Raw genomic sequence first — 15,282 nt, forward strand, 5'->3', positions numbered from 1 at the left:
GCTCCATACTCGTGAAACGAAGCAAAAACAGGCTTGTACGAAGCCATCGTGGATGGAAGTGGATTGCCACGACGGATGAAGCGAGAAGCCCACGGCGACCGAATGGAGTGCCTCTGGTGCTTCAGCCGTGGGGCATGATGCATACTTTGATGACGATCCATTCCTGCAACGGCAATTTCCCGACAAAAGGAGGATTCGCCTTGGCCATTGCCCCCACCCCGCAACCGCCGTACTATGCCGTGATTTTCACTTCCCTGCGATCCGATCAGGATGCTGAAGCCTATGCGCAAATGGCCGAACGTATGGTGCAACTGGCCAAACAGCAACCCGGATTTTTGGGGGTCGAGAGTGTTAGAGACGCTGAAGGCTTCGGCATCACCGTATCCTATTGGGATTCCCCCGAGTCGATCCGCCGCTGGAAAGCGCACGCCGCACACAAAATCGCTCAGGAAAAAGGGAAAAACGGCTGGTATGAACAGTTCTTCACCCGCGTGTGCTTGGTCGAGCGGGATTACCGATGGGAGCGCAACCCGGATGGATAACCAATCCATCATCCTCAACCACAGCCATTTCAGAGTCCGAACGGACTCTTTCTTTTTTTCTGACGATTGACAAATGGAAAGACGCGGCGTATAATTCATTTTAAGAAATTAAATTGTGTACAATTTAATATCCCAAAAAGAAAGGAGCAGACATCCTCATCATGAGCGTCCATGATTATTCCGCCGTCACCATCCATGGTGAAGAGAAATCCTTGTCCGAATACCGCGGCAAGGTGTTGCTGATCGTCAACACCGCCAGCAAATGCGGATTTACCCCGCAGTACAAAGAACTGCAGATGTTGTACGAGCAATATCGCGACAAAGGCTTGGAAATCCTCGGTTTTCCCTGCAATCAATTTGGCAACCAGGAACCGGGTTCCCATGAAGAGATCGCTTCGTTTTGTCAATTGAATTACGGTGTCAGTTTTCCCATGTTCGCCAAAGTGGACGTCAAGGGGCCGAATGCCCATCCGCTGTTTCGCTATCTGACCGAACAGGCACCGGGGTTTTGGAACAAGGAGATCAAGTGGAACTTCACCAAATTCCTCGTCGATCGGGACGGAAAGGTTTTCAAACGGTATGCGCCGACAACCCCTCCCCGCAACATTGAAAAGGACATCGAAAAACTGCTTTGACACTCCACACGGCTGAAGTACACAGGCACTCCCTATGATCGCCGTGGGATTCTTGATTGGTGAACGCCCTCAGTCCATTTCTGTTTCGGGTTTCGGGTAACCCTCAAGCTAAGGGGTGTGTCATCACCCCATCCCAAGCAGTTCTACCAAGCGCAGAAGCGCATACCAAAAAAATCACGCCCCAACCAGGCGTGATTTTTTTCATGAAACGGGCCGTGAAACCTCCCTTGGAGCTTTACATACCGCCCGTTCCCCCATTCGGTGGAGTCGTCCCCCCAGACCCTGTGCTGTCGTCCGTCCCCGTCGATCCCGAACTGCCCGGATCGCCGGTACCGCCAGTCGTTCCGTCTGTTCCAGAGGTACCGGTGTCGGTACCTTCACTGCCCGTACTACCGGGATCGGTGCCGGTACTGCCGTCTGTACCGCCGGTGGGCTGACCAGTATCTCCAGTACTGCTGCCCATGCTTCCCGTATCCGTTTCGCCGGCGCTCCCTGTCGTGCCACCGGAATCGCCTCCCGTCTCACCGCCGGTGCCTCCGGCTGTGGCGTCGGCCCCGGACGAATCACCGGTTTGCCCGTCCGATCCGCCGGCAGAATCGGAATGACCGTTGTCAACCGCACCACCACCGGTTCCCGAACCGGATTCCGGGGAATGATGCGAATCCGGACGATTGTAATCCGGCGGCAAGACGATGTGGTCCGACGGTTGGTCCGGTGTGACCGATTGTTCGGGCGGCAAGCTTTTGGAAGCCGGTTTTACCGGGTTGCGATCCACCTTCACATCCGGCGTCGAGTAGATTTCCACAGTCAGCGCATCTGTCTTGAGCTTTGTTCGAATGACGACCGGGGCGTTCAGATTGTTTCTGAAGCGAAAATCAGGTTCGTTCCAGGCCACCGTGGCATCTCTGCCCACTGGAACATAAGTGGGGGTTTTACTGTATGAAAAACGAGATAAGACCTCCAATCCCGCGTTGTCCACGCAGTTAAACAAAGTGGATGACGTTTGGGAAACGCCGCCCCCCACTCCCTCACTGAATTCGCCCTGCACGATTTTCGTCACCGGTTCGTATCCCCGTTCTTCCGTCCGTTGACCGACGGTTTGGTTGAACGAAAATACATCTCCCGGATTCAGTACCACACCATTGATGGCGCGGCTGGACAATCGGATGTTCTTCGCTCGACTTTGGTTGTCCGGATTGAAGTATGTCGTATACTTGCCGATCCGTTGTTGGTCCACCATTTGCAATTGTTCTTCCGTCACCCTGGGAGCTTGGGGAATCATGGGGATCTCTTGCGGACGGTTGACGATTTTGGGTATGCGGGAAACCCACTCATTCTCAATCACGGCGGTATCCATCACCATACCGGAACGGGAGGGTTGAATCGGATCACCGAGCCGTTTCATCCTGGCATCGACGGCTGGCTGATCCACTTCTTTCTTTACCAATCTTAACCATAGACCCAATTGTCGCCGGTTGATGGTATCCGGATTTTCTCCGTCATAACCGACACTTTTCAGATCCAGTTCCCAAGTTTTCCCACCATGCGTCAAAATCAGTTCCGAAGGTTGAAACAAATAACTGAATCCGTAAACACCGACCAGTGCGAGGAGGAGCAATGCCACCAACATGATGCCCATCCTCTTCTTTTGTTTTCGTTTGTAGGCACGGAGTGCCCGCCTTACGGCAAGTTCCGTTGCGTTGTCCTCCACCACCGCCAGAGCGGTCGGTGCTTGACGCACCAACTCCTCGTAAGCCTTCTGGACTTCCAAGAGCTTTCTGGCCGCATCACGCGAAGAGTTCACATCGGGATGATACCTCCGCACTTGCTGGCGGTACGCTTTTTTGATCTCTTCGATCGTGGCGTCCTGGCGAACCCCGAGAATACGGTAATATTTCTCCATCAAATGCGCGGACCTCCACGATAAAGATTAGGCTGTCCAACTTATTCCAGATAATAGAGAGCGGTTCCCTTCCATGATATACAAAAGAAAGGGGGATTTTGGAATTCTACCAACCGAATGGGTCATCTTCATCTTTCTGATGAATATTTTTTATGAATATGCAAGCATCTAAACAACACATTAGCATAGGAAGAAAAGGTCCACAATAAAGAAACACGTCGTATTCGAAAATACATCCTATGTCCTATGCACATAAACAAAGGAAGGTTTTGCTTGTTTTCTCCCAAAAAAACCCCTCCATCTATGGAGGGGAAAACTGCTAAGCGTGTCCAGCGGTTCCCAGCGCATGTCCGATTGTTGCTTGAATCCATCTCCCGGTGAAAGGAAAGCGTTTTCTCATCGGGTGAAAAACAGGGCTACTGTTCCGGCCGAATTCTTTACCGAACCTGATCACTGCACACCCTCAGCCACAGGCGGCTGTTCGGAATCAAACTCGACAGACAAGGCGAGCAGTTCGGCCACGTCCATCGTTTTCACCCGATCTTCGACTTCTTTGGCTTTGGTGCCGTCGCTCATCATCGTCAGGCAATACGGACACGCACTGCCGATCACGCTCGGATTGACGGCCAGTGCCTGCTCGGTCCGCGCGACGTTGACACGGACGCCGGCCGTTTCTTCCATCCACATCATGCCCCCGCCGGCACCGCAACACATCCCGTTTTCCCGGTTACGCTCCATCTCCACCAGCTCGATCCCGGGAATTGATTGCAAAATGAAGCGGGGAGCGGAGTATTCGCCATTGTAACGCCCCAGGTAACACGAGTCGTGATAGGTGACCCGTTCCTTCACTTCCTTGGTCGGCTTCAGTCGGCCCTGGCGGATCAGGTCGGCCAGTACTTGCGTATGGTGGTATACCTCCGCTTCCAGACCGAAATCCGGATATTCATTTTTAAATGTGTTATAAGCATGCGGGTCGATCGTCACAATCTTCTTCACGTTATGCTTTTCAAACAACGCGATGTTCTCCGTCGCCAGTTGCTGGAACAAAAATTCATTTCCCAGGCGTCGGGCGGTGTCACCGGAGTTTTTCTCCTTGTTCCCCAAAATGGCAAATTTCACGCCGGCATGGTGCAGGAGCTTGGCCACCGCCTGCGTAATTTTCTGACTCCGGTTGTCGTAGGAGCCCATCGAACCGACGAACAGCAGGTATTCAAATTCCTTTTCCTCTTTTACCGTCGGTACGGGCACATCCAGTCCCTCTTTCCAACGGTCCCGCTCTTTCTTGCTGAGTCCCCAGGGGTTGCCCTGCCGCTCGATATTTTGGAACGTCCGGGTGATTTCGGCGTTCATTTTTCCCTCGGTCAATACGAGATACCGGCGCATGTCGATAATTTTGTCCACATGTTCGTTGGCAACCGGGCAAGCGTCCTCACAGTTGCGGCAAGTGGTACAGGCCCACAGTTCCTCTTCGGTGATGACATCGCCGATGAGGTTGACCGGATACGTTTCCTGACCGGCCGCCGCCTCCATCACCGCTTGGTTGGCACCGCTGAATGCAAAAGACGGCATCCACGGGGCCCGCGATGTGATCGCCGCCCCTTTGGCAGTCAAATGATCACGCATCTTCACGATCAAGTCCATCGGAGAGAGCAGTTTGCCCGTTCCGGCGGCCGGACACATATTGGTGCAACGACCGCATTCGACACACGCGTATAAATCGATCAGCTGTTTTTGGTTAAAATCCTCAATTTTTCCGACTCCGTAAGATTCTGCCGACTCGTCTTCAAAATCGATCGGTTTCAGTTTGGCCGGCGGGTCCTGCCGCTTCAGAAAGACGTTGATCGGAGCCACCAGCAAATGAAAATGCTTGGACTGCGGAACGTACACCAAAAACGAGAACAGGATCAGCGCGTGAATCCACCAGAACACATAAAACAACACTTCTCCCGCCTGCGGCGACAACGAACCGAACGGTGCGGCGATCAGACTGGAAATCGGCGTCGACCAAGCGGGCAAATGATCGGGACGCCACACGTGTTCAAACGCAGCCGAAAACAGAATGGAAAGCATCAAACCACTCAGGAACCAGATAACGAGTCCCGCCTTCCACCCCCGCTTCAGTCGCGGCAGTTTCTCGATAAAACGGCGGTAAAAGGCGTAACCGGTCGCCAACAACACGGCGAATACCGTGATTTCCTGAATCAGCGTAAACACCGGATAAGCCGGTACGGGCAAATGATACCCCGGCGCCAATCCCTTGATAAACAGATCAATGGCACCGAACTGTATGACGATGAAGCCGTAAAACATCACGACATGCATGATGCCGCTCTTTTTGTCTTTGAGCAGTTTCTTCTGTCCGAAAACGTTCACCCACACCTCATTCAGACGGGTGCTAAGATCCGCTTGCCAATCGACCGGTTTTCCCAGTTTGACATAGGTGTAACGACTGTACACCACCCGGCCGAACAGGTAGACGGCATAACCGGCGACAGCGAGAAAGGCAACCAAATTCACGATTTGCAGAACGGACACGAAACTCACTCCTTTCGGAAAGTTGCGGTCATCCTATTTATTCAAATATTTTAACATAAAATGAATGGGTATTCATTCATTTTTTTCAGAGGACAGCCATTTCGAAATCGTTTACATCCTCATCATACTGCTCCTGACGGTTCTTGTCGAGGTCCGTTTCCCTGTAAATCAGTGATTCACCGGTGTGAGGTCGTGTCCGGTAAAGCCGTGAAAGAGCAAATCTTTCCCAGGTGAGCGAAGACCCAAGCCCGGTGAGCGAAGAACCGGAAAGCGCAGACATGGAATCGCGGGCAACTTCCTCTAAACGAAGCGTACTTTATCCGCGTCCTGCGTTCCGGGCGGAGCGGACATAACCTGTCCCCTGCGGGCGCAGATATTACAATCCGGGAAAGCGATGGGACAGGATTCACCAGATACGCTCTGGTTGAAGAGGTGAATGGATTTCCATCCTCCGACAAACATTAATCTCAAAGCATCCTCATGGTACGGTGAAAGGGGAAGGGACATGAACAAACCAAAGATATGGAAAAAACCGGTCACTTGCAAACGGCCGAACGAAACTCGGCCGTGTCCGGTCATACTCGCACCAAAGAAAGGGGCGGCCTGGTTCCCGATACGATTTCGATCCGTCATATGGGCGTTTTTGTTCAGCGCCTCCATTCTGTTGTTGATGACAGCATGCGTTCGACAGACATCCACACCGGAGGACACCGCCATCCGATTCTATAAGGCCGTATGGGTGGACGGCGACATTCAGAAGGCGCGATCTTTCGCGGCCCCTTCAGTCAAGGTCAGAGAGTTGACTTGGCGCATTGAGGAGACGCGCCGGGATCGACCTGTCAACAGTCCCATTCTCATCGTGGAATCCCCCTTGCATGCATCGATGAACCCTGCGCGGAAAATCTATCTGATCCGTCGCCCTCGTGACCGTCGGGACTTTCAGGTGGAACTCGTCCGTCAGGACGGACACTGGATCGTAACGGGTTTCAAACAAAACTATCACTCGCTTCAGGGTGGGTACAACAGCGGCGAAACATTTGAACGACTCCAGCACGAACATCCGGGACTCAAGTGGCGGCACATTGATCAACCGTGACACAAGGGACGGATTCCCCTCTCCGTTTCCGTAGGCTGAGGGAATACCGTCCCTTACTCTCATCCCGGTACATCTTGTTCTTTCCCGCTCCTGCATCGTCCGGCTGTGGAAAGGCTTCCTCTCTTGTTCCAAGGTTCTGATCCATATCACCGGTATCGCTTCCCGGTTTGCTCTATCTGCACCGCTCAGAACCGAAGAGGCAGGACGCGGGCAAAGTACGCTTCGCTTGGAGGAAATGGCCCAAGATCCCATCCTCAGCTCTCGGTTCTTTACCCGGTCAGGCTGGAAAAAGTCGCTCACCCGGGAATTGACTTCCTCACCGGCATGACCAGACACACCCTGACAGCCTACACCATCCGCTCCAAGCGTTCCAACCGGCGCAAAATGTCGTCGATCACTTCACGACTGACCGCTTGCGCTTTGGCTCTCTCCAACTCCAACTTCAAACGCTCGTTTTCCTCCAACACTTCCTCATAGTTTTGGATCACCAAGTCCAAAAACTCATCCACCGCTTGCCGGGAATATCCCTTCCGCTCGCGCGGGAACTCCTTATTGAAAATATCTTTGGGCGTTAAACGTTCCATCTGACTCCTCCTTTACTCGTCCCAGGTGAAACACCGTCCATTCTTCCCTCATTGTAGTGGAATCTGATGATTCCGCCAACAGAGTAATATTCAGTTAAAAAACCATTTCAATTCTTTCTGTAATATCGTAAACCTGCCACAAATATGGAATGAAAGGGGATGGCGGATGGAAGAGCGCCCTGTCCGACGGCGCGATATGGTATTCTATGTGCCATCCTCTTCTTTTTGACCCTGCCTGCCATTTTATTTGATTGTGACTGTTCCCCGTTGGTGCTGTCATCCTGCTGAATCCATTTTTCCGGTGGATCGGTGCTTCCCACCTCTCTCACTGGCTTGATTCGTCGCTTTGTGGATCGATCGAATGTTGAAATGGTTGTCGGTTCATCGAATCTATCGACCGCTTCGATCGATTGTGATTCATACCATTCCACACCAGTTGTTGGATTTGGCATGATGTCCGCAAAATAGTGAAACGGTAACGGATATGATGGAAAGGGTTCCGGACGCTTTGAAGGAAATGTTGATGGGTCGCCATTGAAATATGGCCGTGCAAGCTGGGGAAGAAAACACATGATTGACAACCCAACCTCATACATTTGATGGTATGCCACGGAAAGGAGGAAAGAAATGGGTGTTTTGTACGACCTGGCACAACTGGCCAAAAAGAATGACGCCAGAGCGCGAATCATCATGCGAACCATGCTGTTTGCCAACCTTGCCGACTCCCCTTCGCAAAAACAGCCCCGTCTGAACCACGCCGAACATACGCCGACAGCTCCTTTTTTGGGTACTGCATCATCAGATGTGGTTCAGCCGAAGCTGTTTGCCAAAAAATCTTTTTCAATGCAAGACCACCTGAGAGGTGTCTGATCCACACTGTCGTCCTCTGTTTCCCGGTTCGCCCCACCTGCGCCCTTACCTGAAGCAGATCATGGTCACATTTGAAACCGGATCGTGCAAAACGCGGGTAAAGAGACATGACCAGACACGCCAAGTTCGTCTTTGTTTTTCCCTCTCCTCCCGACGCCGGATACTACGTCTCATCCGGCGATTTTTTTGTGGTCCAAGAGAAAACAAACCGATACAATAAGAGGCGGATAACCATCGCGAACGGAAGAAAGGGTGGCGAAGCATTTGAGCATTCTGGTCTTGTACGGCAGTCAACGCGAGGAGAGCAACGCCAAAAAGCTGACCCAAGCGGTACTGGAGGGGATTCCCCATCATGCGATCGATCTCAGGGATTGCACCATCCTTCCCATCAATGATCACCGTCATACACCGGGCGGATTTTTGCCTGTAGACGACGATTACGATACCGTCATCCAAGAGGTGTTGCGACACGATATCCTGATTTTCAGCTTGCCGATCTATTGGTACGGCATTCCGGGGCGGATGAAAAATTTTGTCGACCGGTGGTCGGTCAGCTTACGGGATTCCCGTTTTGATTTCAAGGAAATCATGCGGCGCAAAACCGCCTACGTCATTGCCGTCGGCGGTGATAATCCCCGCGTCAAAGGGTTGCCACTGATTCAACAATTCCAGTACATCTTCGATTTCGTGGGTATGACATTCGGCGGCTACATCATCGGCCAAGCAAACCGACCGGGGGAAATCGAAAAGGATTTGAGAGCGTTGGCCGAAGCTGAACAGCTGAACCGGATCTTGGGACAAACCGGTGAGGCATAACCTTTGGTTGAATGGCGAAAAGACCGGGGGTTACCCCATCAACGAAATCGGGTGGCCGTTTTCCCTCTTGCTTATGAATCACTGCACTCAAAGATCGCTTGGAAAACGTCCACCCTCGTATGGTGGGCAGGTCCGAATTTACCGTTGAGACAATCTATCTAGCTTTCTACGAGGGTTACGGGAATTTCGAGTGGAACTGTGAGAACAACCTGAAGGCCGGGGTCGCCCGATCTTTTCTCAAAGAAACATCACTCGATACCTTGCCGGACCGCAGCTTTCCGAACCGGGGTGATTTTTACCGCAATACCCACCAACAAAATGGCAATAGCGGCGGAAACAGCACACATCAGTCCGACACCCGCAAAACCGCCTCGTTCCAAAATCAATCCGCCCAGCGCAGCTCCTACCGTGGTGCCGACGTACATGAACGAATTGTTCAGCGACATCATCGTCCCGCGCAAATGAGGCGCCATTTCTGTCAAAATGGCATTCAATGCGGTCAAGGAAGCCCCCCACTCACCATCCAGACAAAGATGCATATCAGCGCCGATGTGAGGCTGTAGACCGTGTGTGGCAACATAAACAGCGTAACAGCCATCACAGTGAGAGCCCACATTAACATACCACGTTTGCCATACCGGTCAGATAAAAAGCCGCCGACCATATTCCCGACAAAATTTCCGACCCCAACCGCAACGATGATGATACCGACCATGGTTACCTTCAGATGGAAGGCCGTAGCAAGCCATGATCCCAAATAGGTGTACATGCCAAAACTGGCTAACATCAGGAAAAATGTAACGCACAATCCCGAGAAAGCTTGGCCATTGGTCATCACTTGTCCCGAAGAACGTAAAAGATCAGGAGGCGTTCCGGGCGGATACGAGCGATGAACACGGGGATATATCCCAAATGCGCCCCCCCAGATGACAAACGCAAGGATAGACAGCACCCAAAACGGAGTCCGCCAGCAATGAATGCCCCTGCAGGAACACCGATGATCTGGCTGACGGACAAAGCCGCTGCGATGATTCCCACGGCTTTGCCCCGCTTCTCATAGGGAATCCAATCACCGACGGAGGCCCATACTTGCGGAGCGGTCGCGGCAGCAGCAAATCCGGACAGTGCGCGGAAAAGAAAAAGTGTCCAAAAGTTCCAAGCCACTCCGCACAACAACGAGAATAATCCAAAGGCAAAGGTACCCCATAAAATCATCTTACGACGACCGACCCGATCTGAAAGCGGTCCGAATACCAACGCCGCTACAGCGTAGGCAAGCGCATAAGCGGTAACCAACAAACCTCCCTGCCCCACCGACATATGCAGTTCTCGACTTAACAACGGAATGAGAGGTGACACCAAAAATGTATCTGCTCCAATCAAAAAAATGATCATAAAAAGCAATAGGATCAACAATCGGTAATGGAGTACAGCCGTCACCCGATTCACCTTTCCTTTCTGGACATTTTTCTGATACTTATTTTTGTAAAGCGATCGACTTATTTTAATTTATAACCTACTTTTTTTACATTAGCCAATTATTTGATTATAAAAGGGAGAAACCTTTGTTTCCAGCTGTTGCGATTCATGCTACAATTCCTTTGTATATGGGGGGTGAGTCCATGATTTCTCTTGAGAAGCAAATCCTTTACATACTGATGAGAAAACCTGAGATGGAAGTGTCGGAACTGATCGACATCTACCAAGGACGGCGATATTCACCTCAATCCGTTCGAAATGCATTATCCCGTCTCAAACGACTGGGATACATCCGGCACCATCGGCGGCGGTATTCGCTCACTTCTGCGGGTACAAACTTTCTGACGGCGTTTCAATTCAAATTGGCTCAAAAAGACCGCACCTGGAACGGTTCTTGGCATTTGGTTCTGTACCAGATTCCCGAATCCCACCGGAACTTTCGAAACACCCTGCGTCAAGAGCTGATCCATTTAGGATACGGGCAGTTGTATCACAGCGTATTTCTCTCTCCCCACGATCAAACGCAATCCGTCAGACAAATCTTGGAGGAGCAGGGATTGAGTGAGTTTGTCAGCATGTTCACCGGGCATTTCACTTTTGGGGAGATTGATTCCAAGGTACATGAGATCTGGGACTTGGAGCACATCAGGGGGTTATATGAGGAGTTTCTCGCCTGGGGCTCGGAAAAACGCACACACTTTTCACGTCTGCCTTCTATTTCGCCATGGGATGCCTTTTTCGAGATTTTGGAGCTGGGCGAGCGTTTCGGGAATATCCTCCTTCAGGACCCGATCCTTCCTGCCAAATTTCTGCCGAAGGACTGGCCCGGCCCCGAAGCATGGCGTTTGTACCGCGAGTTGTATGATCATTTGATTCAATATGTCGAAAGCGATAAGGGCATTTTGCAATTGGCCCGGAAATGAAAGCGCTTTCTGTTCCGGTCGCAACAAGCATAATAAATGAATTATTACCGTATGCCCTTCAAATAGAGAACATTTCCTTCCAACAATCAAAATTTTTGACAATAAATCCTGAAATGTCGACAAAGGAACCGTACCCAACATCCATGGCAGTAACACGGTCACGGTGATGGTACCGGATATTGTCCCAACTACAGAAATGGCTGTCTGAAAGCCCACGGTAACAATAGGAAGGCCCTTGGGGTATTTCAATCGTGAGATGAAAGGCGGCGTTGCTCGCCATCTCCTTTTGGCGATGGTAAGAGCAACCAATTTGTTGTATACGAGCGGTGCTCTCCCACTGGCTGTGGGGTTGTTCCTGTGTACGTCATGGCAGGAGGTTCTGGTGCGAAAACTTCCACCAGTCAAGAGGAACCGGCGTACCGGCAACAGGTGCCCCGCCCATGCGGGCACATGCAGCATCGCTGCAGAACTGCATGGGACGGGGTGATGACACACCCCTGAACCTGGGTGTTGTCCAAAGTGGAAACGGACCGTGGACGCCAACGACCCAGGAATCCCACGTCTTCAGATGTGTGGTGTGTCAAGGCTTATGTACCAACTTCTCCAAGCGAATACCTCCTTGCTTGGCGCTCCCGCAAACCCGGCGGCATCACCGGACCATACAACAAGCCATCCGAAACCGGATGGCTTGTTGTTGTACAGTCAATTGGTTCACGATGCCGTTTCATATCGCATACAGATGACCTGCTTGACACCCGCAGGAAAGCGTTTCTCCCTTGTCTCGTATTCCCGGAATCCCAACGCGCGCCAAAACGAAAGCGCGGCCCGGTTATCCTCCACCACTCCCAGGCGCACCTCGGGCCAACCGCGCTCGGCTGCCCATCGAAGAAACCTTTCCGCCGCTTCGCGGCCGAATCCACGTCGCTGACAGTCGCGGTGGATCATCAACAGCCCCAGCCAAGGCATACCGTCCGTATCCGACCGTTCCCAGTATTCCAAGATTCCGATGAGTTTCCGATCCTCCTGCCGAATAACGCCCAGCGGCGTGCGGCCCGTCCACTCGGCCACCTGCAGATCCCGCAACATCTGATCGCGGGTGTAGACCCCCATTCCGTCGGTGATGCCTTCGGTTATGCGGAGATAATCGGGATTGGATAGATACACCAGATAGAGGTCGTTCAAATGTTCGTCTTCGATCGGGGCCACTGTCAACCGCTCGGTTTCAAACATGAGGATTCCTCCCATTTTGCCATGAAAGCGGCAGCCGATTCCCATTCATATGACGTTGGCCAAAAAGGAAAAGAGGGGGAGGGACCGGCCGCAGCGACTCGGTCAACATTCTCTCCCCTTAAAAGGGGGGGAAAGGTTATTGACTAATATACGCAAACCCCTGTTTCCCGTCTTCCGCTCCGTGGCAACAGCCAGAGTCGCTCGACGGGAAATCAGAGTCACTTTTGGCAAAGAGGTGAGGTGGCCACCCCCTTTGTCAAGCCTCCCTCCATTAAGGGGGACGAGCTTTTAAAAATAGTTGCTGGTAATCCCGCCGTCGATCGTGATGACCGCACCGTTGGTCCAGTCGGATTCGTCGGAGGCAAGGTAAATTGCGCAATGGACAATATCCTCCGGACGGCCGAACCGCCCGCTGGGTTGACGGCTCAACCGGATGCGACGGGCTTCCTCATCCTTCAACAGCCATTCCGTCATCAACGGCGTTTCAATCGGCCCCGGACAGATCACATTGCTTCGAATCCCTTTGGGCCGGAATTGAATGGCCAGCGATTTGGTGAGGGAAATCACCGCTCCCTTGGAAGCGGTATAGGCGTCTTGGGGCACACTGCACCCGACCAGGGCGACAAAGGAAGCAATATTGATGATCGACCCTTTCCCCTGTCGGATCATATGGGGGATCGTGTATTTGCAGGTCAGAAAGATGCCCCGGACATTCACCGCCATCACCTGGTCCCACACCTCGACGGACGTGTCAATGACGGAGTGATCGGCTTCCGGCATGATTCCCGCGTTATTGTACAACACATCCAGCCGGCCGAACCGTTCGTGTGCTCCTTCGATCGCCTGCTTCACACTGGCCTCATCGGCAACATCACAGGGGAAGAAAGCCGCTTCTCCCCCTTGTCGGACGATGAATTCGGCCGCTTCTCTCCCCGCCTCTTCGTTACGTTCCAGCACAGCGACTTTGGCTCCCTCGGCGGCAAACATTTCCGCCGCCTTTCTGCCCATCCCGCTGCCGGCACCGGTGATGACAGCCACTTTCTCTTTCAGGCGCATAAAAGTCCCTCCTGCCATTGTGTGAATATCCCTGTTTGATTTCCGAGTGAGTCTGATTTGCCAAGGTCGCCCACTGGAAACAAGCCACCCTTCACGCAATTCGGTGAATGCTTCCTTGAATCCGCCTGAAAATGCACGGTCTACTGGCGCGAATCACTTCATAAACCCAGGGCGACCAAGGGATTCCCCTTTGATGCTTCAGTTGTGTGGAGTGTCAACATACGAACCGGTTATATACGTTCAAAGTAGCGCCGTTTTTCCCAATCGGTGACGATTCGGTCATATGCTTGCTGTTCCACCCGGGCGGCATTCAGGTAGTGAGCGGCGACCTCCTCTCCCAATGCCTTCCGAACAAACCCGCTTTCGGAAAACGCGACGATCGCTTCGTACAGCGAAGCAGGGAGACGGTGTGTACCGGTCTGGTTATATCCGTTGCCGTCGCAAGCCGCTTCCAGCTCGTAGCCTTGTTCGATGCCTTCCAATCCGGACGCGATCATGGCGGCATATGCGAGATACGGGTTGGCATCGGCTCCGGGGAAACGGTTCTCGATGCGCAGGCTCTCCCCTTTGCCCACGATCCGCAGTCCGCAGGTCCGGTTATCCCAACCCCAAACGATGTTGGTCGGTGCCCAGCTGGCGGTGATGTACCGTTTGTAGGAATTGACATTGGGAGCAAACAGGATCGCCGTCTCCCGCATATGGCGAATGACGCCCGCAAGGAAATGGCGCATCGTCCGTGACATGCCCCGCTCCTCCTCCGGATCGTAAAAGGCATTTTTCCCACGTTCCCGGTCCCTCAAGCTCACGTGAATGTGACAGCTGGAGCCGGTCCATTCGTGATCCGGCTTGGCCATAAACGTCACCGCCACCCCTTGCTGGATCGCCATCTCCTTCATCCCGTGTTTCAGCAACACATGCCGGTCGGCTGCCTCCAACGCCGGACTGTACCGCACATTGATCTCATGCTGGGCGATACCCGCTTCCCCTTTGGTGCACTCCACCGGAATTCCCGCCTGTGTGAGTTGCTCCCGGAACAAACGGTACAAGGGTTCGTTTCGCGTTCCCTGCAAAAGTTGATAATCTTCATTATAATGGCCGCCCAGGTTTAACCCTTCATACCCCTTGCTCCACGCTTCTTCGTAGGTATTCCGGATCAGGTAAAACTCCAGCTCGCTCGCCATGTACGGATCAAAGCCCAGTTGTGCGGCACGTTCCAACTGACGCTTCAAGACTGTGCGTGGCGCGATCTCCACCAGCCGACCTTCTTCATCGACCACATCCGCGAGGATCAGGGCCGTTTTTTCCAACCAAGGGATCAGGCGAAGCGTCTCCCAATCCGGTCGAGCTGTCCAATCGCCGTATCCTTTTTCCCACCCTACCGCGGAAAATCCCTGCGGGGTGGTCATCTCCATATCCGTTCCGAGTAAATAATCACAAAAATGCGTACCTTTATCCATGACTTCAAGGAAATAACCCGCCGTCAGCCGTTTGCCGACCAACCTCCCCTGCATATCACAAAACCCCAGGATGACCGTATCCACCACATCTTCGGCAATCCATTGCTTCAAAATATCCGGGGTTGCCGTCTGTATTGTCGTCATGGAATCGCCCCT

13 protein-coding genes and 1 pseudogene are annotated in these 15,282 nt (G+C 52.6%); 5 read left to right on the plus strand and 9 right to left on the minus strand.

All coding sequences use genetic code 11. The features are described 5' to 3' along the window. The first annotated feature begins 149 nt into the window (after nucleotides 1-149). Together JQC72_RS15780 and JQC72_RS15785 are read left to right on the plus strand one after the other, a co-directional pair. Complete coding sequence (locus JQC72_RS15780; RefSeq protein ID WP_205497394.1) at nucleotides 150-542, plus strand: antibiotic biosynthesis monooxygenase family protein; 393 nt, start codon at nucleotides 150-152, stop codon at nucleotides 540-542. Nucleotides 543-703: 161 nt separating this feature from the next. Further along, nucleotides 704-1,177: a glutathione peroxidase gene (locus tag JQC72_RS15785; protein WP_205497348.1), complete on the plus strand. Its 474-nt coding sequence runs from the start codon at nucleotides 704-706 to the stop codon at nucleotides 1,175-1,177. Between the two features lie 235 nt (nucleotides 1,178-1,412). Here JQC72_RS15785 and JQC72_RS15790 read toward each other — a convergent pair whose 3' ends face one another. Together JQC72_RS15790 and JQC72_RS15795 are read right to left on the minus strand one after the other, a co-directional pair. Continuing rightward, the gene (locus JQC72_RS15790; RefSeq protein ID WP_302104961.1) at nucleotides 1,413-3,080 is read right to left on the minus strand and encodes a VanW family protein; all 1,668 of its coding nucleotides are present in this window, start codon (nucleotides 3,078-3,080) and stop codon (nucleotides 1,413-1,415) included. Between the two features lie 450 nt (nucleotides 3,081-3,530). Beyond that, nucleotides 3,531-5,615 (minus strand): (Fe-S)-binding protein, encoded by a 2,085-nt coding sequence (locus tag JQC72_RS15795; RefSeq protein WP_205497352.1) that lies wholly within the window; start codon nucleotides 5,613-5,615, stop codon nucleotides 3,531-3,533. A gap of 505 nt (nucleotides 5,616-6,120) precedes the next feature. Here JQC72_RS15795 and JQC72_RS15800 point away from each other — a divergent pair. Further along, entirely contained in the window at nucleotides 6,121-6,711 is a 591-nt protein-coding gene (locus JQC72_RS15800) for a hypothetical protein (RefSeq protein ID WP_205497354.1), read from the plus strand. A gap of 347 nt (nucleotides 6,712-7,058) precedes the next feature. Here the strand turns inward: JQC72_RS15800 and JQC72_RS15805 are convergent, their stop codons facing one another. Together JQC72_RS15805 and JQC72_RS15810 are read right to left on the minus strand one after the other, a co-directional pair. Next, a complete protein-coding gene (locus tag JQC72_RS15805) occupies nucleotides 7,059-7,295 on the minus strand; it encodes a DivIVA domain-containing protein (protein WP_205497356.1) in 237 nt (78 codons plus the stop codon). Between the two features lie 107 nt (nucleotides 7,296-7,402). Further along, nucleotides 7,403-8,008, minus strand: coding sequence for a hypothetical protein (locus JQC72_RS15810; RefSeq protein ID WP_205497358.1), 606 nt, complete (start codon nucleotides 8,006-8,008; stop codon nucleotides 7,403-7,405). 421 nt (nucleotides 8,009-8,429) lie between these two features. Between JQC72_RS15810 and JQC72_RS15815 the strand changes: the two genes are divergently transcribed. Continuing rightward, complete coding sequence (locus JQC72_RS15815; RefSeq protein WP_205497360.1) at nucleotides 8,430-8,981, plus strand: flavodoxin family protein; 552 nt, start codon at nucleotides 8,430-8,432, stop codon at nucleotides 8,979-8,981. A gap of 248 nt (nucleotides 8,982-9,229) precedes the next feature. Here JQC72_RS15815 and JQC72_RS15820 read toward each other — a convergent pair whose 3' ends face one another. Next, entirely contained in the window at nucleotides 9,230-9,484 is a 255-nt protein-coding gene (locus tag JQC72_RS15820; RefSeq protein WP_205497361.1) for an MFS transporter, read from the minus strand. Beyond that, a pseudogene (locus tag JQC72_RS15830) lies at nucleotides 9,481-10,376 on the minus strand (MFS transporter). Before JQC72_RS15830 ends, JQC72_RS15820 begins: the two are co-directional and overlap by 4 nt. A 227-nt stretch (nucleotides 10,377-10,603) precedes the next feature. Between JQC72_RS15830 and JQC72_RS15835 the strand changes: the two are divergent. Further along, complete coding sequence (locus JQC72_RS15835; RefSeq protein ID WP_205497366.1) at nucleotides 10,604-11,383, plus strand: PaaX family transcriptional regulator C-terminal domain-containing protein; 780 nt, start codon at nucleotides 10,604-10,606, stop codon at nucleotides 11,381-11,383. A gap of 711 nt (nucleotides 11,384-12,094) precedes the next feature. On the opposite strand, the gene JQC72_RS15840 is transcribed toward JQC72_RS15835, so the two are convergent. From JQC72_RS15840 to JQC72_RS15850, 3 genes are all read right to left on the minus strand, one after another. After that, nucleotides 12,095-12,613, minus strand: coding sequence for a GNAT family N-acetyltransferase (locus JQC72_RS15840; protein WP_205497369.1), 519 nt, complete (start codon nucleotides 12,611-12,613; stop codon nucleotides 12,095-12,097). Nucleotides 12,614-12,901: 288 nt separating this feature from the next. Then, a complete protein-coding gene (locus JQC72_RS15845) occupies nucleotides 12,902-13,669 on the minus strand; it encodes an SDR family NAD(P)-dependent oxidoreductase (RefSeq protein WP_205497371.1) in 768 nt (255 codons plus the stop codon). Between the two features lie 230 nt (nucleotides 13,670-13,899). Next, complete coding sequence (locus JQC72_RS15850; RefSeq protein WP_205497373.1) at nucleotides 13,900-15,270, minus strand: glutamine synthetase family protein; 1,371 nt, start codon at nucleotides 15,268-15,270, stop codon at nucleotides 13,900-13,902. Nucleotides 15,271-15,282 lie beyond the last annotated feature (12 nt).

Source organism: Polycladomyces zharkentensis (assembly GCF_016938855.1).
GTDB lineage: Bacteria > Bacillota > Bacilli > Thermoactinomycetales > JIR-001 > Polycladomyces > Polycladomyces zharkentensis.

Bases quoted from the DNA above. Each gene is read 5' to 3' on its own strand.
- JQC72_RS15805 (WP_205497356.1), bottom strand. From the start codon at position 7,295: ATGGAACGTTTAACGCCCAAAGATATTTTCAATAAGGAGTTCCCGCGC.
- JQC72_RS15845 (WP_205497371.1), bottom strand. From the start codon at position 13,669: ATGCGCCTGAAAGAGAAAGTGGCTGTCATCACCGGTGCCGGCAGCGGG.
- JQC72_RS15800 (WP_205497354.1), top strand. From the start codon at position 6,121: ATGAACAAACCAAAGATATGGAAAAAACCGGTCACTTGCAAACGGCCG.
- JQC72_RS15835 (WP_205497366.1), top strand. From the start codon at position 10,604: ATGATTTCTCTTGAGAAGCAAATCCTTTACATACTGATGAGAAAACCT.
- JQC72_RS15780 (WP_205497394.1), top strand. From the start codon at position 150: ATGACGATCCATTCCTGCAACGGCAATTTCCCGACAAAAGGAGGATTC.
- JQC72_RS15850 (WP_205497373.1), bottom strand. From the start codon at position 15,270: ATGACGACAATACAGACGGCAACCCCGGATATTTTGAAGCAATGGATT.
- JQC72_RS15785 (WP_205497348.1), top strand. From the start codon at position 704: ATGAGCGTCCATGATTATTCCGCCGTCACCATCCATGGTGAAGAGAAA.
- JQC72_RS15790 (WP_302104961.1), bottom strand. From the start codon at position 3,080: ATGGAGAAATATTACCGTATTCTCGGGGTTCGCCAGGACGCCACGATC.
- JQC72_RS15840 (WP_205497369.1), bottom strand. From the start codon at position 12,613: ATGTTTGAAACCGAGCGGTTGACAGTGGCCCCGATCGAAGACGAACAT.